The organism is Stenotrophomonas rhizophila, assembly GCF_000661955.1.
GTDB lineage: Bacteria > Pseudomonadota > Gammaproteobacteria > Xanthomonadales > Xanthomonadaceae > Stenotrophomonas > Stenotrophomonas rhizophila.
In genome coordinates this window covers 2,195,613-2,214,101 of record NZ_CP007597.1, presented here as the reverse complement: position 1 = coordinate 2,214,101, position 18,489 = coordinate 2,195,613, and the positions used below count along the sequence as shown (strand labels likewise).

16 protein-coding genes are annotated in these 18,489 nt (G+C 68.7%); 15 read left to right on the top strand and 1 reads right to left on the bottom strand.

The genetic code is table 11. The features are described 5' to 3' along the window. Window positions 1-81 precede the first annotated feature (81 nt). The 4 genes from DX03_RS09530 (at window position 82) to DX03_RS09515 (ending at window position 4,766) form a co-directional block, all read left to right on the top strand. On the top strand, window positions 82-1,230 hold the full coding sequence (locus tag DX03_RS09530; RefSeq protein ID WP_038688232.1) for an SPFH domain-containing protein: 1,149 nt from the start codon (window positions 82-84) through the stop codon (window positions 1,228-1,230). 21 nt (window positions 1,231-1,251) lie between these two features. Next, window positions 1,252-2,589: a hypothetical protein gene (locus DX03_RS09525; protein ID WP_038688231.1), complete on the top strand. Its 1,338-nt coding sequence runs from the start codon at window positions 1,252-1,254 to the stop codon at window positions 2,587-2,589. After that, window positions 2,586-2,837, top strand: coding sequence for a hypothetical protein (locus DX03_RS09520; RefSeq protein WP_038688229.1), 252 nt, complete (start codon window positions 2,586-2,588; stop codon window positions 2,835-2,837). Before DX03_RS09525 ends, DX03_RS09520 begins: the two co-directional genes overlap by 4 nt. A gap of 276 nt (window positions 2,838-3,113) precedes the next feature. Further along, the gene (locus tag DX03_RS09515) at window positions 3,114-4,766 is read left to right on the top strand and encodes a tyrosinase family protein (RefSeq protein WP_038688227.1); all 1,653 of its coding nucleotides are present in this window, start codon (window positions 3,114-3,116) and stop codon (window positions 4,764-4,766) included. A gap of 78 nt (window positions 4,767-4,844) precedes the next feature. Here DX03_RS09515 and DX03_RS09510 read toward each other — a convergent pair whose 3' ends face one another. Next, window positions 4,845-5,273 (bottom strand): GFA family protein, encoded by a 429-nt coding sequence (locus DX03_RS09510; protein ID WP_038688226.1) that lies wholly within the window; start codon window positions 5,271-5,273, stop codon window positions 4,845-4,847. Window positions 5,274-5,413: 140 nt separating this feature from the next. Between DX03_RS09510 and pip the strand changes: the two genes are divergently transcribed. The 11 genes from pip to DX03_RS09455 all read left to right on the top strand — a co-directional run bounded on the left by pip (window position 5,414) and on the right by DX03_RS09455 (window position 18,489). Further along, window positions 5,414-6,379, top strand: coding sequence for a prolyl aminopeptidase (gene pip, locus DX03_RS09505; protein WP_038688224.1), 966 nt, complete (start codon window positions 5,414-5,416; stop codon window positions 6,377-6,379). 130 nt (window positions 6,380-6,509) lie between these two features. Next, a complete protein-coding gene (locus DX03_RS09500) occupies window positions 6,510-7,193 on the top strand; it encodes a hypothetical protein (protein WP_038688222.1) in 684 nt (227 codons plus the stop codon). An 88-nt stretch (window positions 7,194-7,281) separates the two neighbouring features. After that, complete coding sequence (locus tag DX03_RS09495) at window positions 7,282-7,881, top strand: DNA-3-methyladenine glycosylase (RefSeq protein ID WP_038688220.1); 600 nt, start codon at window positions 7,282-7,284, stop codon at window positions 7,879-7,881. Window positions 7,882-7,990: 109 nt separating this feature from the next. Beyond that, window positions 7,991-9,658 carry a hypothetical protein gene (locus DX03_RS09490; protein WP_038688218.1) on the top strand — a complete coding sequence of 556 codons (1,668 nt, stop codon included), beginning with the start codon at window positions 7,991-7,993 and terminating at the stop codon, window positions 9,656-9,658. A gap of 67 nt (window positions 9,659-9,725) precedes the next feature. Next, complete coding sequence (locus DX03_RS09485; protein ID WP_038688216.1) at window positions 9,726-10,424, top strand: DUF3348 domain-containing protein; 699 nt, start codon at window positions 9,726-9,728, stop codon at window positions 10,422-10,424. A 10-nt stretch (window positions 10,425-10,434) separates the two neighbouring features. Further along, window positions 10,435-12,996 (top strand): DUF802 domain-containing protein, encoded by a 2,562-nt coding sequence (locus DX03_RS09480; protein WP_038688214.1) that lies wholly within the window; start codon window positions 10,435-10,437, stop codon window positions 12,994-12,996. Further along, window positions 12,993-13,637, top strand: coding sequence for an OmpA family protein (locus DX03_RS09475; RefSeq protein ID WP_038688212.1), 645 nt, complete (start codon window positions 12,993-12,995; stop codon window positions 13,635-13,637). The genes DX03_RS09480 and DX03_RS09475 overlap by 4 nt, the downstream gene beginning before the upstream one ends. A 22-nt stretch (window positions 13,638-13,659) precedes the next feature. Then, the gene (locus tag DX03_RS09470) at window positions 13,660-14,298 is read left to right on the top strand and encodes a DUF2894 domain-containing protein (RefSeq protein WP_185753516.1); all 639 of its coding nucleotides are present in this window, start codon (window positions 13,660-13,662) and stop codon (window positions 14,296-14,298) included. Between the two features lie 308 nt (window positions 14,299-14,606). After that, window positions 14,607-14,906, top strand: coding sequence for a hypothetical protein (locus tag DX03_RS09465; protein ID WP_038688208.1), 300 nt, complete (start codon window positions 14,607-14,609; stop codon window positions 14,904-14,906). Between the two features lie 95 nt (window positions 14,907-15,001). Further along, a complete protein-coding gene (gene mgtA, locus DX03_RS09460; RefSeq protein WP_038692186.1) occupies window positions 15,002-17,752 on the top strand; it encodes a magnesium-translocating P-type ATPase in 2,751 nt (916 codons plus the stop codon). After that, the gene (locus tag DX03_RS09455) at window positions 17,752-18,489 is read left to right on the top strand and encodes an MgtC/SapB family protein (protein ID WP_038688206.1); all 738 of its coding nucleotides are present in this window, start codon (window positions 17,752-17,754) and stop codon (window positions 18,487-18,489) included. The genes mgtA and DX03_RS09455 overlap by 1 nt, the downstream gene beginning before the upstream one ends.

Below are 18,489 nucleotides of genomic sequence, written 5' to 3'. Positions count from 1 at the left end.
GTGGCCCTCTTCCCGGTGCCTGATATAGTCCTGCAGGTACGGCGGGCACCCTGCCCGTCCACGAACGACACGGAGTTGGCCATGGGTCTGGTACAGGCGGTGAAGGGTGCAGTTGGCGGCGTTCTGGCGGACCAGTGGAAGGATTTCTTCACCGTGCCCGCCGGCCTGCCGTCCACGGCGGCGCTGTTCGCGGCGGTCCCGCGCGGCACCAATGCCGGGCGCGGGTCCAACACCAGCGCCTCGTCCAACATCATCAGCAACGGGTCGAAGATCGTCGTCCCCGAAGGCTACGGCCTGCTGCTGTTCCAGGACGGGGCCATCACCGGCTTCGTTGCCGAGCCGGGTGGCTACGAATGGCGCTCCGATGACCTGAATTCGCAGTCGATCTTCGCCGGCGATGGCGTGGTTACCCCGCTGATCAAGCAGAGCTGGGAGCGCTTCAAGTTCGGCGGCCAGCCCGGCGCGCAGCAGGCGGCGTACTTCGTCTCGCTCAAGGAGCTGCCCGACAACCGCTTCGGCACCCAGTCCGAGATCTACTGGGACGACGGTTTCCTGGGCACGCAGGTGGGCGCGGTCACGCGCGGCTCGTACACGCTGAAGATCGTCGATCCCATCCTGTTCGTGAAGAACTTCGTGCCGGCCAGCTACCTGCAGCCGGGCCAGGTGTTCGACTTCACCGACCTGGACAACGCCGCGGCCAGCCAGCTGTTCAACGAAGTGGTGGGCTCCCTGGCGCCGGCCTTCAGCCTGTATACCAACGATCCGGGCAAGGGCAACCGCATCACCAAGCTGCAGCAGGACTCGCTGGGCTTCGCCAAGAGCCTGTCCGACGCCGTCGAGCAGGCCTACCAGTGGAAGTCCGACCGCGGCCTGGCCATCGTCAAGACCGCCATTGTCTCCATCGAGTACGACGCCAACACCCGCGAACTGCTCAAGACCGTGCAGCGCGCTGACGCGCTGGCCGGTGCGCGGGGCAATTCCAACCTGCAGGCCAGCGTTGCCCAGGGCATCCAGTCGGCCGGTGAGAACGGCGGCGCGGCCGGCCTGGTGGGCGTGGGCATGGCCTCGGGCATGTTCGGTGCCGGCAGCCTGCAGCAACCGGTCGCCCCGGCAGCGCCGGCCGCCGATGACCCGGTGGCCAAGCTGAAGAAGGCCAAGGAAATGCTCGATCTGGGGCTGATCACCCAGGACGACTATGACGCCCTGAAGGCCAAGGCGCTGGGCCTGTAACAGGCAAGGCGCCCAACCACCATGTCCGACTCCCGCACTCCCCCGCCCCTGCCGTCGGGACCGCCACCGCTGCCCGCGCAGCCGGTGACCGGCCCCGGTTCGCCGCAGGACGTCCCGCCCCTGCCCGGTAGCTTTCCGGTCGATCCAGCCACCCTGCCCCAGCCCATCCGCGACGAGATCGAGGCACCGGATCCGGTGGCCCTGGACACCCGCGCCGCCGAGCTGAAGGACGGCCTCAACCGCTGCCCCAAATGCGGCAGCACCGACGTCCGGCTCAAGCTCGGCACCGACGTCCTGGTCTGCCAGTTCTGCCGCAACGAATGGCACGGCACCCGCGCCGAGGAGGCCTTCGGGCTGGGTGACGGCCTGGACCAGTTGCGCGGCACCGTCGTCGCCTCCGGCGCACAGGACATCCAGGCCGACACCGCCAGCCTGATGAGTTTCAAATGCACCGGCTGCGGTGCCGAGGTCACGATCAATACCGAAAGCACGATGACGGCCCGCTGCCACTGGTGCCGTCACGTATTCGGGGTCAATGAGCAGGTGGCCAACGGCGCCGTGCCCGATGCGGTGCTGCCGTTCCGCATTACCAAGGACGATGCGGTCGCGCGTATCCGCCAGTTCGTGGACAAGCGCCGGCTGTTTGCGTTGAAGGCGTTCAAGGACCAGTTCACGCCCGAGAACGTCGTCGGCGTGTACCTGCCCTACATGATCGTGGACAGCAATGTCAGCGCGAGCGTCGCCGGCAGGGGTGAAATCAAGACGCGCGAGTACACCCGCGGCACCGGCGACAAGAAGCAGACCTACTATGATGCCGACGTCTACCAGGTGGAGCGGCATGTCGACTTCACCGTGGATGACCTGACGCTCGAATCCTCGGCCGAGCGTGGCAACCTGGATGCTCGGGCCAACACCAACAACATCATCAATACCATCCTGCCGTTCGACACCAAGAATGCGCTGAAGTGGAACGCCTCGTTCCTGACCGGCTTTACCTCGGAAAAGCGCAACCTCGACGTCGAGAAGCTGCGCCCACGGCTTGAAGACCAGCTGTTGTCGATCGCCCGCGCCGAGGTCGAAGACTCCGTGCGCCGTTACACCCGCGGCGTCCGCTGGGAGCAGGAGCGCCTGGACGTGCATGGCACGCGCTGGGTATCGATGTACCTGCCGGTGTGGCTGTATTCGTACCACCAGCCCGGAAAGAACGGCGGCATGCTGCATTACATCGCGGTCAATGGCCGCACCGGCGAAACCATGGGCAGCGTGCCGGTGCAGCAGTGGAAAATGCTGCTGGCGGCGCTGACCACCGGCACTATTATCGAAGCCCTCGTGCTTCTCTTCCTGGTAGCGTCCTCATGAGCGATGACAGTGGACTGTGGTTGCTGGCCGCCGGCCCCGCCGGTGCGTCGGCGTTGTACTGGGCGTTGTACCGGTACTACCGGAATACCGACAAGTCGCATGCGTTCGAGCGTGAAACCACCATCGAGGCCAAGCCGGTGACCGGCTCGGACCGCAAGATCGACACAATCACCGGCACCCAGACCACCAGCATCGCCGGCAACAACGTCGGGGCGTACCGGTCACGGGTGCAGCGCGACACGGGCTGAGCGAGTCGCGCCGAAGCGCCGCCGTTCCCCATGGATATGTGCGGCGCTTCTCATAACCGAAGATTGATCCCTGCACCGGGCGGCCATTTCCCAGCGCCCGGTGCGCGCGGCGTGCTACTACTGCCCCGCCACCCCGCGCCGGGGGCGGGGATTTCGACCGTAGACGCGTGTTGGCACGGGGCCTGGAGGCCCCGTCGGGCATGGCTTTGTGTAGTGGCATGTCCGCGCAGTGATTCGTAACCCATGCGGTTCCATCGATCACCAGGGAGTACCACCATGCGCTACACACGCCGTGATTTCCTTGCCACCGCCGCCAGTGCCTCGGTCGCCTCGTGGGCAGCGAGTACTGCATTCGCCGGGGGCGCTACCGGCACCGACGCGGCCGCCGCGGCCACCTTCCATCGCTACAACGTCAACACGCCGCAGGGCCAGCGCATGCTGGCCAGCTACGCGCGCGGCATCCAGAAGATGTTGGCGCTGCCGGCGGATCACCCGCACAACTGGTTCCGCAACGCCTTCGTGCACCTGATGGACTGCCCGCACGGCAACTGGTGGTTCTACGTCTGGCATCGCGGCTATGTGGGCTACTTCGAGCAGACCATCCGGATGCTCAGTGGCGATCCGCAGTTCGCCATGCCGTACTGGGACTGGACATCGCAGCCGGAGATTCCGGCCACCATGTTCGACGGCGTGCTCTCACCCACCGACCCGGCGTACGCGCCGTTCACTGGCAACCTCGCACGGTTCACGAGTTTCATCCAGCCTGCGTTGGAAGAGTACTGGGACAGCCTGGACACCCAACAACGCCAGCAACTGGCCGCGCGCGGCTATGCGGACTTCGGTGCCTTGTGGAACGATGTCACCGGCTACAACGCCGACGCGAAAACCGGCATTTCCGGCAACGCGGGCTATGCCATCACCTGCGGGGCGCGCTACCTGTGGCGCCAGAATGCGCGCCTCGATGCCAAGACCGCCGCTGCGGTATCACCCGACACCATCCACGCCGGCTTGTCGCCGGTGGAGTTCTACAACAGCGACGTCAGCCGCAGCTTCACCAGTTCGCGTACGGCTTCGCACGTGGACTCACCGGACAAGAACACCCAGTTCTCGGTACTGGAGGGCTTCCCGCACAACAAGGTGCACAACTGCATCGGAGGCGTCGGTGCGATCGATCCGGGCCCCTACGGCAACATGACCAACTTCCTGTCGCCGCTGGACCCGATCTTCTACCTGCACCACGCCAACATGGACCGGCTGTGGGACGTATGGACACGCAAGCAGTTGAATCAGGGGCTGCAGATCATGCCGCCGCCGGGGGAAGCCCGTGACGCGTTCATGACCGAGCCGTTCCGGTTCTTCGTCCAGGCCGACGGGGAGTTCGCCGGGACCAAGCGCGCCGCGGACTTCTTCAACACCCAGGCCTTCGACTATGACTACGTGGGCGAAGGGGCTGGCGCGCTGCAGAGTGCGGCGCTGGCGGTGAAGGCTGCCGGACCGGCCACACTGGTGCGCGGCAAGCGCCGCGGTGCCGCCGTGTCCGTGTCGCTACCGGGCACGGTCCGGGGTCAGCTGGGCGCCACTGTGCCACCCGCGCTGATCGCCGAAGTTACCGTGGAGCGTCCGCGCGGCCTGCACAACACGCGCGAGTTCGACGTGCTGGTGAACGCGCCGGCAGGGGTTGAGACGGTGGATGCGAACAGCCCCTACTACGTGGGCACGGTGTCGTTCTTCGGTCCGCCGATGACCGGGATGGACCATACGCACCCCACCACGTTCGCCGTACCGCTGCCGCAACGGCTCAACCTGCTCAAGGCTGGCGCGGCCGACGCCAGCGGCAGCACGGCGCTGGAGTTCAGGCTCGTGGCCTCCACCGGACAGGCCGCCGAAGCGTTCCCGGTCTTGGACGCGGCGGCATTGGTGGTGCCCTGAGGGAGGCGCCAGGCGCCGTAGTAGGTAACGCAGACAGGGCCGCCACGCGGTCCTGTCTGTGTTGGCCGGTGGCGTGCGTCAGGCCGATGCGGCGTCGTAGGTAGGGCCGTCCCACCCGTCCAGGAACTTGGGCAGGGCGTCGGTGACGTCGACAATGCGGTCACGGTAGAACAGGTGCATGGTGGGCGCGAAGGACTCGCTCAGCATGCCGCCCAAGGCGCGGGCCACCAGCGCATTGGGCACCACGCGCATGCCCAGCCGATTGGTGCCGAACAGCACGTCTCCACAGCCGCTGCAGAACGTTTTTGACAGCTGCTTGTGCGGATGCTGGAACACCGTTGTCGTGGTCTGTTCCACCTCGACCGCGTCTGCGTTCCAGGCCGTGGCCGAGAGCATGGCCGTGGCGTAGAAATCCCGGCAGGTACTGCAGTGGCAGATGGCGCGCGCAACCGGCGCGCCCTTCAGGGTGAGGGTGGTGCATCCACACAGGCAGTTGGCGCGAAGCATCGTGCGTGTCTCGGCGTTCAGTAGGCCGGCATGTTACCGGCAATGGCGGCCCGCCAGCACAGCACTGCCTTGCACGCGGCAATACTGCGGATTCAGACCAAGCTGGCTATGCTTGTGTTCTCCGTCCACGAGCAGCCGCCATGCGCACGTTGTATCCCACCATCGAACCTTACCGCGAGCATCGTCTGGCGGTGGATGCCGTGCACACGCTGCATGTCGAGGAATGTGGCGCAGCGGACGGCATTCCCGTGGTATTCCTGCACGGCGGGCCTGGCGCGGGCGTGTCACCCACGCACCGTCGTTTCTTCGATCCCGCACGCTACCGCATCGTTTTGATCGACCAGCGCGGCAGCGGTCGCTCTACCCCGTTCGGCGAGTTGCGTGACAACACCACCGCGCACCTGGTGGCCGACATCGAGGCCGTGCGCGAGCACCTGGGTATCGAGCGCTGGCTGGTCTTCGGCGGTTCGTGGGGCTCCACGCTGGCGCTGGCCTACGCGCAGGCACACCCGGAGCGCGCCACCGGCGTGATCGTGCGCGGCGTCTACCTGGGCCGTGCCGAAGAGAACCGCTGGTTCAACGAGGCCGACGGCGGCGGCCGCTGGATTTTCCCCGAGCGGTGGGCGCGCTACGAAGCGCACATTCCCGAGGCCGAACGCGGCGAACTGATCGCCGCTTACTGGCAGCGCCTCGACAGTCCCGACCAGGGCGTGGCCATCGCCGCGGCGCAGGCATGGCTGGGCTGGGAAGATCATGCGGCCACGCTGGTGCATGACGTGGAGGCGCGTTCGCACGCCGATCCCCTGGCTACGCTGGCCAAGGCGCGCATCGAAGCCCATTACTTCCGCCATCACGCGTTCCTCGAGCACAGCCAGCTGCTGCAGGGCGTCGATCGCATCCGCCACCTGCCGGCGGTGATCGTGCAGGGCCGCTACGACATCATCTGCCCCGCGCGCAGCGCCTGGGATCTCGCGTCTGCCTGGCCGGAGGCGCAGCTGGAGATGGTGTTGTCGGGCCATGGCGCAACCGAACCGGCCACCGCTGACGCACTGGTACGGGCCACCGACACCTTCGCCGACCGCATCGCCGGCCCTGCCCGCGCCTGACGCGGTCGGATGCAGCGGCAACGCCCAGGCACCGCGCGACGCGGCGCTGCGCTGCATCGCCGGTCCATGGCACGGCGTTAACGGGGTGCGGTGCACGCTCGCAACCACGTTGAGCGAAGCAGGACCACCAATGCACCCCACCCTTCGAACCGTTCTGGCCGGCGCTGCCCTGGTGGCGTTGGCCACGGCCTGCACCGCGTCCGATACCGATCCGGCACGCCAGGCGCCAGCAGCCTCGGTGCCGGCCACGGCACCGGACACGGTCGCACCGGCGGCGGCCCCCGCCGCACCGCCCGCGCAGGCAGCGGATGCCTTCGCCGAATCTGCGCCCGGCATCGCGGTCCGGCCGGTGGCAGGCACCACCGTGCACCGGGACTTCAAGCGCAGCTACCTGGCGATGGATGCGTGGACGCTGTACCCCGCCGAGGGCAGCACCGGCCGGCCGCTCGTGGCGCTGGTGCTGGATGACTCCAACGCAGTGACGTCGGCGGAAATGCGGATCGGACGCAGCGACAGCGCCGCAGACGTGAAGGCGTGCACCACGCCCCCGGCCGACGCGGCAGGCAAGGCCGATACGGTGGATGTTGGCGGCGTACGTACCACCCACTTCAGCAGCAGCGACGCGGCGATGAGTCACTATCTTTCGGCCGACAGCTATCGCGTCGTCCAGGGCGGCGCCTGTTATGCCATCGACCTGATCATCGCCGGCACCCGCCCGGAGGTGTACGACCCGCCGCGCACGCCACCGTTCACCGCACAGCAGGCCAAGGCGGCGCTGGCGTCCATGCTCGCTGCGGTGCACTGGACGCACTAGCGGCGCGTTGATGTCGCCACCACGCATCAAGGCTCACCATCCAAGGCGACGGCGTGCGCCACGGGCGCCCCTTTGATGAGGTCTCTGCATGCACGACTGGGCAACACTGCCGCGATCGTTCTACCAACGCCACCCCACCGAGGTGGCACCGGCGCTGCTCAACAAGCTGCTGGTGCGCGACGATGGCCGTGCGGGCCGCATCGTCGAGGTGGAAGCCTATGCGGGCAGCGAAGATCCGGCGGCGCATTCGTTCCGCGGCCAGACGCCGCGTACCGCCACCATGTTCGGTGAAGCCGGCCACCTGTATGTGTACTTCAGTTACGGCATGCATTGGGGATCGAACGCGGTCTGCGGCGAAGTAGGTCAAGGCTGGGGTGTCTTGCTGCGGGCGCTGGAGCCGGTGCAGGGCCTGGAGCTGATACGCGAGGCGCGTCCGGCCATCCGCCACGACCGCGATCTGGCCAGTGGACCGGGCCGGCTGTCGCAGGCGATGGGCATCACCAAGGCGCTGGACGGCGCGGACCTGGTGCGCAACGACCGCGGCGTGCGGATCGTGTCCGACGGGATGGCGCCGCCCACCGAACCGGCAGTGGGCCCACGTATCGGCATCAGCAAGGCGGTGGATTTCCCGTGGCGCTGGCACGTGCCTGGGCATGCGCACGTGTCAGGCCGGTCCGCGCGGCGCTGATCCTGCCGCAGCCTGCACTGGTATCCTGTTCGGCTGCCTGGCACCGGTTGACGCGCGCGTCGTGATCGCGCGCCGTCACCCGGTGTAGCACCACGAAAAGGATGTCCCGATGAAACCCCTCCCCACCCTGCTGCTGGGCGCTGCCTTGCTGTGCGGCGCCGCGCCGCTGCTGGCAGCCGAGAACGTGTACTACGTCGGCCTGGATATCCGCCTGGCCGGTCAGGACCGCGGCACCTTCCGGCAGCGCAGCCTCAGCAGCCTGGCGATCGACACCGCAGGCGATGGCAGCACTCGGCTGCGCACGCGCATCCTGTGGTCCGAGCAGCAGGCCCCCGGCGACAGACAGACGGTGCTGGATCTGGATCCGGAGGTGGGCGACGAGCGCGCGATGCTGGCACTGCTGGACGGCGGCTTCGAGCTCACCGTGGCCGCTGACGGCACCAGCACGGGCATGCGCGCCGTCGACCAGGAGGCTTGGCACGACACCGTGACCCTGCAGCCGCAGGCCGCGCGCCTGATCAACGCCGAGCAGCAGCTGGGCGGCCTGCAGCCATTGGCCCTGCCTGCCCAGCTGGACGTTGGCCAGCGCATCACGCGTCGCGCCCAGACTCGTGACTTCGGCGAACTGACCTCGCAGATGCAGGTGCAGTCGCTGACCCCGGCCGAAGTAGTGGTCAGCGTGGAGCTGGCCGGTACCGGCGTGCAGGGCCACGGCCGGCAGGTGCTGCAGCGTGCCGACGGCATGCCGATCGAAGCGCGGATGCACCTGACGCTGGCACCCCGAGACGACCTGCCTGCCACCGAGCAGCGGATGTACCTGGCGCGGATGGACCTGGACCCGCTGCAGCGCCTGGAAACCGAGAGCATCGTGGAGACGTACCCGACGATGATCCAGGCGCACCTCGACGCACCGCCGTTCTCGGCGCTGTCGTCCAATGCCGACGACTACCCGGCGGCGCCGCCGGAGGAGCGCGTGCCCGGGCTGTTGGACATGGCGGCACTGAAGCAGACCGAAGCCAGCCTGATGTTCGCGGTGAACCGCGACTACCGCGACGGCCGCCCCTTGATCCGCATCGCCGGTCGCGTCGGCACCAGTGTCCCCACCCGCGACGCCCCGGCCGCGCCCGCCATCGCCGCGGCCACCCCGCGTGCCGTGCACTTCTTCGATGCCAAGGGCAAACGCCTGTCGAACCTCGCCGCGCAACCGGTGCAGGATCCCTGGGTGTTGGTGGGCGACTTCCATGCGGACGAAAAGGACATCGCGTTCCCGTTCCGCCTGCCGCTGAACACGCGCGGCAGCCAGGTGGACGCCATCCGCCGGATCCGCCTGGATGTCGATGTGGACACTTACCTGGGCACCGAGGTGGAAACACTGGCCCCGGGCACCCTCTCGCGGCGCAACCCGAACGCGCAGGTGCAGTGGACCTCGCCCACCCGGGTGACCGTGCAGCAGCCGCTGCCCTGGCGCGAAGGTACCGGGGGCTACTGGACCACCGCGGTACCGCTGGATGCGCAGGGCCGTGAGATGCCGGCGGCGATGGTCGATGTGCAAGGCGCGCTGGCACTGGCCGATGCCCACCCGGGCGACCCGGCGCAGTCGCCGCTGCACTGGGAACGCATGCGCCAGCCCCACCGCCTGGAGATCGCCACGGCGGCGCCGATCGCCGCCCTGCGGCTGCGCCACCAGCGCTGGCAGCGCCAGCCGCGGCAATGGACCTTCCGCTACCTTGCGCCGGACGACGCCGACGCAGGCAAGGCGGAGGGTGGCGCCGACTAACCCGGCGGCCTCGTTCAGACAGCCGCGTTGTCTTTCCGGTGTAAAATTCAGCGTTTTAACCGGAACAATGGCGAAAACGCAGCACCGCCCGCCCCTGCCCGGCCCCGCGTTCATCCGTCTGTTGGCCGGATTGGCCGACGGCCAGGCAACGCCGACCAGCCCGGACCTGTCCGACCGCCTGAGCCAGTGGGTCGACTGGAACCGTGCGGTGGCGCTGTCGCGGGCGCTGGACGGCCGGGTGCCGCCCCCGCCTGCCGAGGCGGTCGCGTTCGATGCCGCCGAGGCGGCCGAATGCGCGCGGGTACGTGCGGTACTGGAAGCGGCCATTGTTCAGCAACCTGACCCGCCGAAGCCGGGCGCCAGCGACGATGTGGCGGCGATCCGCCAGCGCGTCGTTGCCCTGCAGCGCTCGATGCAGGCCAACACCGGGCGGCTGCGTGGGCGCCTGCGCGACATGCTCAGCCTGGCCGGCCCCGAACTGGGGCGGCTGGCCGAGGTGGATGCGGTGATGGAGCACACCTTGAGCCCGCGCGAGCAGGCCTTGCTGGCCACGGTGCCGACGCTGCTTGCCCAGCACTTCGAGCGGCTGCGCAACGCGGCGCTGCCACCCCCGGTCGAAGGCGAGCCTACCGACGCCGACGCGGTGCCGGCCGACGACGGCTGGCGGCAGCGGTTCAACCACGCGATGCAGAGCGTGTTGCTGGCCGAACTGGATGTTCGTTTTCACCCCATCGAAGGCCTGCTTGCAGCGCTTCGCCCCCGATAACTGGGACGTCATGTTCAGAACTAGTCTTTATCTCGTTGTTTTCCTTGCAGGTCTGTTTGCCGCGTGCTGGATCGGCGTGGGGTACCTGGGGTCGAACCCGGTAGGTTTCGCAGTCGCCCTCGTGATCGCGGCCTGCTACACCGCCGGTGGCCTCGAGCTGTTCCGCTACCGCCAGGCCACCGCGGGGCTGGGCCAGGCCCTGGCCGATGTGTCGGCGGCCGAGCAGGATCTGGGCGCCTGGTTGCAGCGCGTGCCGGCGAGCCTGCGCAATGCGGTGCGCCTGCGCGTGGACGGCGAGCGCGTTGCCCTGCCCGCCCCGGTGCTGACGCCCTACCTGGTGGGGCTGCTGGTGCTGCTGGGCATGCTTGGCACCCTGCTGGGCATGATGGCCACGCTGCGCGGCACCGGGCTGGCGCTGGAGAGCGCCACCGACCTGCAGGCCATCCGCGGCTCGCTCGGGGCGCCGGTGGAAGGCCTGGCCGTGGCCTTTGGCACCTCCATCGCCGGCGTGGCGACCTCGGCGATGCTCGGGCTGCTGTCGGCGCTGTGCCGCCGCGAGCGCCTGCAGACCGTGCAGGTACTTGATGCACGCGTGGCCACCGACCTGCACCCGCATTCCCAGGCGTGGCAGCGCAGCGAGGCGTTCCGCCTTGCACAGGCGCAGGCCGCGCTGATGCCGGCGCTGGTCGACCGCCTGCAGGCGATGACCGCTGCCATCGAGCAGCAGAGCCTGCAGGCCAACCAGCAGCTGCTGTCCAGCCAGGAGAGCTTCCATGCCAAGGCCGACGCCGAACACGCCCGGCTGGCGAGTGCGGTCGAGCTGGCGCTGAAAGACAGCATCGCCGCCAGCGCTCGCGCCGTGGGCGAGGCGCTGCAGCCGATCATGGACAGCACCCTGCGCGGCATCGCCACCGAAACGATCGCCCTGCAGCGCGATGTGGGGCAGGCCGTGCAGCGCCAGCTGGACGGTCTCAACGCCGGCTTCGAGGCCAGTCGCGCGGCCAGCGCGGACAGCTGGAACAGCGCGATCGCCGCCCACCAGCAGACCAACCTGGCGCTCACCACGGATTTGCGTGCAGCGCTGGAGCATCTCACCGCGCAGCACGACCAACGCGCGCTCGGCCTGCTGGATGCGCTGTCGTCGCGCCTGGCGGCCAACGTGGACCACTGGGCCACCGCGCAGGAGGCGCAGCAGCAGACCCATCAGGCGCTCACCGCCGACCTGCGCCAGACCCTGCAGCAGTTCAGCGACAGCCATGACCAGCACGCCCTGCGCCTGCTGGACGGGGTCGCGCAGCGCCTGGACACCAGTGCCGGCAACTGGACCACCGCGCAGGCTGCACAGCAGCGCAGCAATGAAACACTGGTGGTGGAACTGCGCGACGCACTGGCGCGCTTCACCGACCAGCACCAGCAGCAGGCCGGCAGCCTGGCCGACGCCCTGGCCAGCCGCCTGGACGCCACCGCCGAGCGGTGGAACAGCAGCCAGCAGAGCCAGCAGCAGGCCCATGCCGCGCTGATCGGCGGGCTGGACAGCACGCTGCAGGGCTTCACCCAGACCCACGACGCACGGGCCGGTGCCCTGCTGGAGGCGTTGTCCGATCGTCTGGATGCCAGCACCCGCAACCACGCCGACGCATGGCGCGATGCCTTGGCGCAGCAGGCCGCCACCCACGCCAGCAGCGCCGCGCGCAACGAGCAGGCACTGACCGCCGTCGCCGGTAGTTTCGATACGCACGCCCGCACGCTCGCCGACACGATGCAGCAGGCACACGCCACCTTGCAGGACGCTTTGGAAGCGCGCGATGGGCAGCGCTTGGCCGCGTGGAGCGATGCGTTCGGCACACTGTCCACCTCGCTGGCCCAGCAATGGGCGCAGACCGGCGAACAGGTCGCGCGCCGCCAGCAGGACATCTGCGAGACGCTGTCGCGGACCGCGCAGGAGATCACCACCCAGACCCAGGCCCACGCCAGCGACACCATCGCCGAGATCTCGCGGCTGGTGCAGGTCGCCTCCGAAGCGCCGAAGGCCGCCGCCGACGTGGTGGCCCAGCTGCGCCAGAAGCTGTCTGACAGCATGGTCCGCGACACCGCCATGCTGGAAGAACGCAGCCGCCTGCTGGCCACGCTGGAAACGCTGCTGGATGCGGTCAACCATGCCTCCACTGAACAACGCACCGCCGTTGACGCACTGGTGACCACCTCGGCCGACCTGCTCGACCGGGTGGGGACGCGCTTCACCGACCACCTCGCTACCGAAACCGGCAAGCTGGGCGACGTTGCCGCGCAGGTCACCGGCAGCGCGGTGGAAGTGGCCGCACTGGCCGACGCGTTCGGCGGTGCCATGCAGGTGTTCGGCAGCGCCAGCAGCGGGCTGGGCGAGCGCCTCGAGCAGATCAGTGGCGCGCTGGACGCGTCGCTGGCGCGCAGCGATGAACAGCTGGCCTATTACGTGGCCCAGGCGCGCGAGGTCATCGACCTGAGCGTGCTGTCGCAGAAGCAGATCATCGAAGAACTGCAGCAGCTGGGCGCGCGCCGCAGCGCCGACCCGGCCGGGGCCGCCACCGCATGAGCGACGAGATCGAGGTCGACGGCGAATCCGGCGCACCGATCTGGGCTGCCTTCGGTGACCTGATGTCGGTGCTGCTGGGCGCCTTCGTGTTGATCCTGGTCGGCGTGGTGGCGCTGCAGCTGGAACTGTCCAACCGGCTGGACCACGAGGTCAAGCAGCGCCAGGCCGAAGCCCAGCGCCGCAAGACCTTGGAGCAGGCGCTGGCCGTGCCGCTGGCGGCCGGGCGGGTGACGATCGTGGATGGCCGCATCGGCATCCGCGGCAGCGTGCTGTTCGCCTTGAATTCCGACCAGTTGCAGCCGGAAGGCCGCGAGCTGCTCAAGAGCCTGGCCGGCCCGTTGGCCGAGTACCTGTCCTCGCGCGAAGAGATCCTGATGGTCAGCGGCTTCACCGATGATCGCCAGGTGCGTGAAGGCAACCGCCAGTTCGCCGACAACTGGGCGCTGTCGGCCGAGCGCGCGCTCACCGTCACCCGCGCCCTGATTGCCGAAGGCGTGCCCGCCTCGGCGGTGTTTGCCGCCGCTTTTGGTGCCGAGCAACCGGTGGACTCCAACGCCGAAGAGGCCGGGCGCGCACGCAATCGCCGCGTTGAAATGGCGCCCATTCCGCGGCCGAAAGCCACGGCCGCCGATGCCCCCTAAGGCCAAATCGACGCCGATGCCGGTGAGTGCGCAGCTCGATGCGTGGCGCCAGCAGCAGCTGGACCGCCACGACCCGCTGGGCTTTGCGGTGATCGAGGCGTTGCAGACCCGTGCGCAGGCACAGCAGGGCGCGGTGCGAAAGCTGCTGGATGCGCGGCTGGTCATGATGGTGGCAGCGTATGCGGCGCGCATTGCCGAACAGACCGCGCGCGCGCCGCGTCGAGGGCGGGGCGCGCCAGCCCCGGGTGCCGAACGCGCCAGTCCGCTGTCGGGCCTGCTGGCAACGCTGGCCGCGCATGCACAGACGCAGGCACCGCCGGTGCCGCGTGATGCCCCCCTCGACACCGCCCCGGCCCCGGCATTCCCCGCGCTGCCGGCCATCAGCGAATTCCGTGATCTGTGGGCCACGGTGCGCAATGAAAGCCAGAAGCGCATCTCGCTGGCGCAGGGCCCCGGCGATGGCGGCCCGTTGAACTCGGCGGTGCTGGTGCACCGCTCGCTCACCTTGATGAGCGAGCTGTCGCCGGGCTACCTGCAGCACTTCCTGATGTACCTGGACAACCTGGCCTGGCTGGAACAGCTGCAACCGCGCACAGCCACGCCTGCGCGTGACGTGGGCCGTATCCCCAAGCCGCGCCGCGCCCGCACCCCCAAGGCCTGATCGCGCCACCGGCACGGCGCACACTGTGCCGGACTGGATATACCAAGGTATATCGTCGCTAACCCACGGGCATCTAGGCGGGCGCGCAACCGGCGCGGACAATACGCGCACCGGCCAGGCGCACTGCGTCACGCCGCCAACACCCCTTCCACTACCGGACATTCCCATGGATCCCGACCCCGATCCTGCCGGGTGCCGCGCGCCCCTGCTTTCGCCCCTGCCCTGTTCCACCCCGGCGTCCGGCCGGCGGCGTCCGCACCTCTGAGTGCCGGGTGGCCGGCGGGCGCTGCCTGCCCGGAGGCCTTCCGATGCACTACAAGATTCTCTACATCACCCTGCGTCGCCTGATCCTTGATCGCGACGTGGCCGGCCTGCGCAGCCAGCTGCTGCAGCACGGCGCCCCGCTGTTCGCGCGCGCCCTGGCCCTGGGCTCCGAGCGCGTCATCGCCGACGCCCTGAGCCTGCTGCCGATCTCCGAACGCCTGCACGTGCTGCGCCACCTGCCCGCCGCCCTGCGCACCGCGCTGCTGCCGCTGTGTTCGCGCGGCAGCCCGCACCCGGCGCGCCCGCGCTGGTCGTTCCCCATCGCCAGCGTCCAGCACGCCTGATCCCCGCGCGGCCACGTCCTGACGGGCCGCGCGCAGCCCTGCATCCCGACCCGTGCCGTGCTGCCCGGTGTCGCATGACTTTCAAGGAGTTCCCCATGACCCTGCTCAATGCATGGTTCGATGCCTTCCTGCGCAGCCGCCGTGCCGCCAGCCTGTTCCGTCGCCGCGTCCTGCCCGACGCCGGCATGGGGCGCGGTGCGGCCGGCGCGGTACCGACCGATTTCAGCGATGCGTTGCGGCGGCTGGCACAGGTGCCGGTGGCGGCCGCGTTGGCGGCGGTAGCGTCGCACCCCGATGGCCTGGCCAGCGATGAGGCCGATGCCCGGTTGGCCCGCGTAGGCCCCAATGAGATCGATCACGAAAAGCCGCTGCCGTGGTGGCGTCACCTGTGGCAGTGCTACCGCAATCCGTTCAACCTGCTGCTCACCCTGTTGGCGGTGGTGTCCTGGCTGACCGAAGACGTCAAGGCCACGGTGGTGATCGGCACCATGGTGGTGTTGTCCACGCTGATCCGGTTCATCCAGGAAGGGCGTTCGAACCGTGCGGCGGAACGGCTCAAGGCGCTGGTGGGCAACAACGCCCGCGTGCTGCGCCGTCCAGACGGCGATGCTGCACCCTTGCAGGACACCGGCGCTGAACCCTGCACGCCGCGGTACGCGCAGCAGCGCTCGCTGCCGATTCGGGCCCTGGTACCTGGCGACCACATCGTGCTGTCGGCCGGCGACATGATCCCCGCCGACTGCCGCGTGCTGAACGCCAAGGACCTGTTCGTGGCGCAGGCGGCGATGACCGGCGAATCGCTGCCGGTGGAGAAGTTCGCCGCCCCCGACCCGGCCCAGCCCAACCTGCTCGAGCAGCCCAACCTGCTGTTCATGGGCACCAACGTGGTGTCCGGCTCGGCCACGGCCGTGGTGCTGGCCACCGGCAACCGCACCTGCTTCGGCACCATTGCCCAGCGCAGCACCGCCACCGAACGCGCGCCCACCGCGTTCCAGGCCGGGGTCAACAGTGTCAGCTGGCTGTTGATCCGGTTCGCCCTGGTGATGGTGCCGTTCGTGCTGCTGGTCAACGGCGTGACCAAGGGCGACTGGACCGAAGCCTTCCTGTTCGCGTTGTCGGTGGCGGTCGGGCTTACCCCGGAAATGCTGCCGATGATCGTCACCTCCACCCTGGCCAAGGGCGCGGTGCTGCTGTCGCGGCGCAAAGTGATCGTCAAGCGCCTGGATGCAATCCAGAACTTCGGCGCGATGGACGTGCTGTGCACCGACAAGACCGGCACGCTCACCCAGGACCGCATCGCGCTGGAGCGGCACACCGATGTGTACGGCAACGACTCGCAGGATGTGCTGGCATTTGCCTACCTCAACAGCCATTTCCAGACCGGGCTGACCAACCTGCTCGACCGCGCCGTGCTGGAGCACGTGGAACTGCAGACCGAGCTTCGCCTGGCCCAGGACTACCGCAAGGTGGACGAGATTCCGTTCGACTTCGAACGCCGCCGCATGTCGGTGGTGGTGTCCGAGCGCGACGACCACCATGAGCTGGTGTGCAAGGGCGCGGTGGAAGAGATGCTGGCCGTGTGCAGCCGCGTGCGCGAAAACGGCCAAGACCTGCCGCTGGATACACAGCGGCTGGCACGGGTGCGCCAAACCACCGAGGAGCTCAACGAACAGGGCCTGCGCGTGGTCGCGGTGGCCATGAAGGAAGTCCCCGCCACGCGCGAAGTGTACTCGCAGGCCGATGAGCAGGACCTCACCCTGCTCGGCTACGTGGCGTTCCTCGATCCGCCGAAGGAATCGACCGCGCAGGCGCTGCAGGCGCTGGCCGGGCTGGGCGTGGAGGTGAAGGTGTTCACCGGCGACAACGAACTGGTCACCGCGCGGGTGTGTGCCCAGGTGGGGCTGCACGCCGACGGCATCGTGACCGGTCCGCAGATCGACCGCATGGACGAAGCCGCGGTGGCCGACGCGCTGGGCCGGCATCGCGTGTTTGCCCGGCTCACGCCCCTGCACAAGGAACGCCTGGTACGTGCCCTGCGTGCACAGGGCAAGGTGGTGGGGTTCCTGGGTGACGGCATCAACGATGCCCCGGCACTGCGGGCGGCCGACATCGGCATCAGCGTGGACAGCGCGGTGGATATCGCCAAGGAAGCGGCCGACATCATCCTGCTCGAGAAGAACCTGATGGTGCTCGAGGAAGGCGTGGTGCAGGGCCGGCGCACCTTCAGCAACATGCTCAAGTACATCCGCATGACCGCCAGCTCCAACTTCGGCAACGTGTTCTCGGTGCTGGTGGCCTCGGCGTTCCTGCCGTTCCTGCCGATGCTGCCGCTGCAGCTGCTGGTGCAGAACCTGCTGTATGACATCTCGCAGATCGCCATTCCGTTCGACAACGTCGACGAGGAACTGGTGCGCAAGCCGTTGAAGTGGAACCCGGCCGACATCGGGCGCTTCATGGTGTTCTTCGGCCCGATCAGTTCGATCTTCGACCTGAGCTGCTTTGCGCTGATGTGGTACGTGTTCGATGCGCGCACGGCGGCCGACCAGAGCCTGTTCCAGTCCGGCTGGTTCGTGGTGGGCCTGCTCACCCAGACCCTGATCGTGCACATGATCCGCACGCCCAAGGTGCCGTTCGTGCAGAGCATCGCTGCCCCGCCGCTGCTGCTGATGACCGGGTTGATCATGGCCATCGGCGTGCTGCTGCCGATGAGCCCGTTGGCCGGTTACTTCAAGCTGCAGGCGCTGCCGCCCGGCTACTGGCCGTTCCTGGTGGCGATCCTGTTCGGCTATGCGGTGCTGACCACGCTGCTCAAGAAGGTCTACATCCGCCGTTACGGGTGGCAGTGATGGACTTCAACCCGCACCTGCCGGCGTTCAACGCCGGGGCCACGATCAGCACCCTGATCAGCCTGGGCACGGCCTTCGTGCTCGGCGCGGCGATCGGCCTGGAGCGTCAGCTGCGCCAGCGCACCGCCGGCCTGCGGACCAACACACTGGTGGCGGTGGGCGCGGCGGTGTTCGTGGACCTGGCCGTGCGCTTCCACGACCTGTACGGCGGTCCGCCCTCGCCGCTGCATGTGGTGGCGTACGTCATCTCCGGGGTGGGCTTCCTGGGCGCCGGCGCGATCATGAAGGACGGTGCGCAGGTGTCCGGGCTGAACACCGCGGCGACGCTGTGGGGCTCGGCGGCGGTCGGCGCCTGCGCCGGCGTCAAGCTGCTGCCCGAAGCGCTGCTGGCCGCGCTGTTCGTGCTGGCCGCCAATACGCTGCTGCGGCCGGTGGTCAACCGCATCCAGCGCCAGCCGGTGGAGGCGTCCTTCAGCGAGGCCACGTACGCGGTCACGGTGGTCTGCCAACGCGAGCACCAGGCCGACGTCCTGGACCGGCTGCTGGTGCTGCTGGAACAGGCGCACTACCCGGTGCGCGCGGTCGATCCGCGCCCGTTCGGCGACCGCGACGTGGAGATCGAAGCGGTGCTGTACGCGACAGCCGTGGACGCCGCCGAACTGGATGCGGTGCTGGCCACGCTGATGGCCCTGCCGGGGGTGCTGCAGGCGTTCTGGAATGCCACGCTGGAGGACTGA

Coding starts and splice junctions, on each gene's coding strand:
- DX03_RS09520 (WP_038688229.1), top strand. CDS start 2,586: ATGAGCGATGACAGTGGACTGTGGTTGCTGGCCGCCGGCCCCGCCGGT.
- DX03_RS09490 (WP_038688218.1), top strand. CDS start 7,991: ATGAAACCCCTCCCCACCCTGCTGCTGGGCGCTGCCTTGCTGTGCGGC.
- DX03_RS09475 (WP_038688212.1), top strand. CDS start 12,993: ATGAGCGACGAGATCGAGGTCGACGGCGAATCCGGCGCACCGATCTGG.
- DX03_RS09525 (WP_038688231.1), top strand. CDS start 1,252: ATGTCCGACTCCCGCACTCCCCCGCCCCTGCCGTCGGGACCGCCACCG.
- DX03_RS09485 (WP_038688216.1), top strand. CDS start 9,726: ATGGCGAAAACGCAGCACCGCCCGCCCCTGCCCGGCCCCGCGTTCATC.
- DX03_RS09495 (WP_038688220.1), top strand. CDS start 7,282: ATGCACGACTGGGCAACACTGCCGCGATCGTTCTACCAACGCCACCCC.
- DX03_RS09480 (WP_038688214.1), top strand. CDS start 10,435: ATGTTCAGAACTAGTCTTTATCTCGTTGTTTTCCTTGCAGGTCTGTTT.
- DX03_RS09530 (WP_038688232.1), top strand. CDS start 82: ATGGGTCTGGTACAGGCGGTGAAGGGTGCAGTTGGCGGCGTTCTGGCG.
- pip (WP_038688224.1), top strand. CDS start 5,414: ATGCGCACGTTGTATCCCACCATCGAACCTTACCGCGAGCATCGTCTG.
- DX03_RS09500 (WP_038688222.1), top strand. CDS start 6,510: ATGCACCCCACCCTTCGAACCGTTCTGGCCGGCGCTGCCCTGGTGGCG.
- DX03_RS09455 (WP_038688206.1), top strand. CDS start 17,752: ATGGACTTCAACCCGCACCTGCCGGCGTTCAACGCCGGGGCCACGATC.
- DX03_RS09515 (WP_038688227.1), top strand. CDS start 3,114: ATGCGCTACACACGCCGTGATTTCCTTGCCACCGCCGCCAGTGCCTCG.
- DX03_RS09510 (WP_038688226.1), bottom strand. CDS start 5,273: ATGCTTCGCGCCAACTGCCTGTGTGGATGCACCACCCTCACCCTGAAG.
- DX03_RS09465 (WP_038688208.1), top strand. CDS start 14,607: ATGCACTACAAGATTCTCTACATCACCCTGCGTCGCCTGATCCTTGAT.
- mgtA (WP_038692186.1), top strand. CDS start 15,002: ATGACCCTGCTCAATGCATGGTTCGATGCCTTCCTGCGCAGCCGCCGT.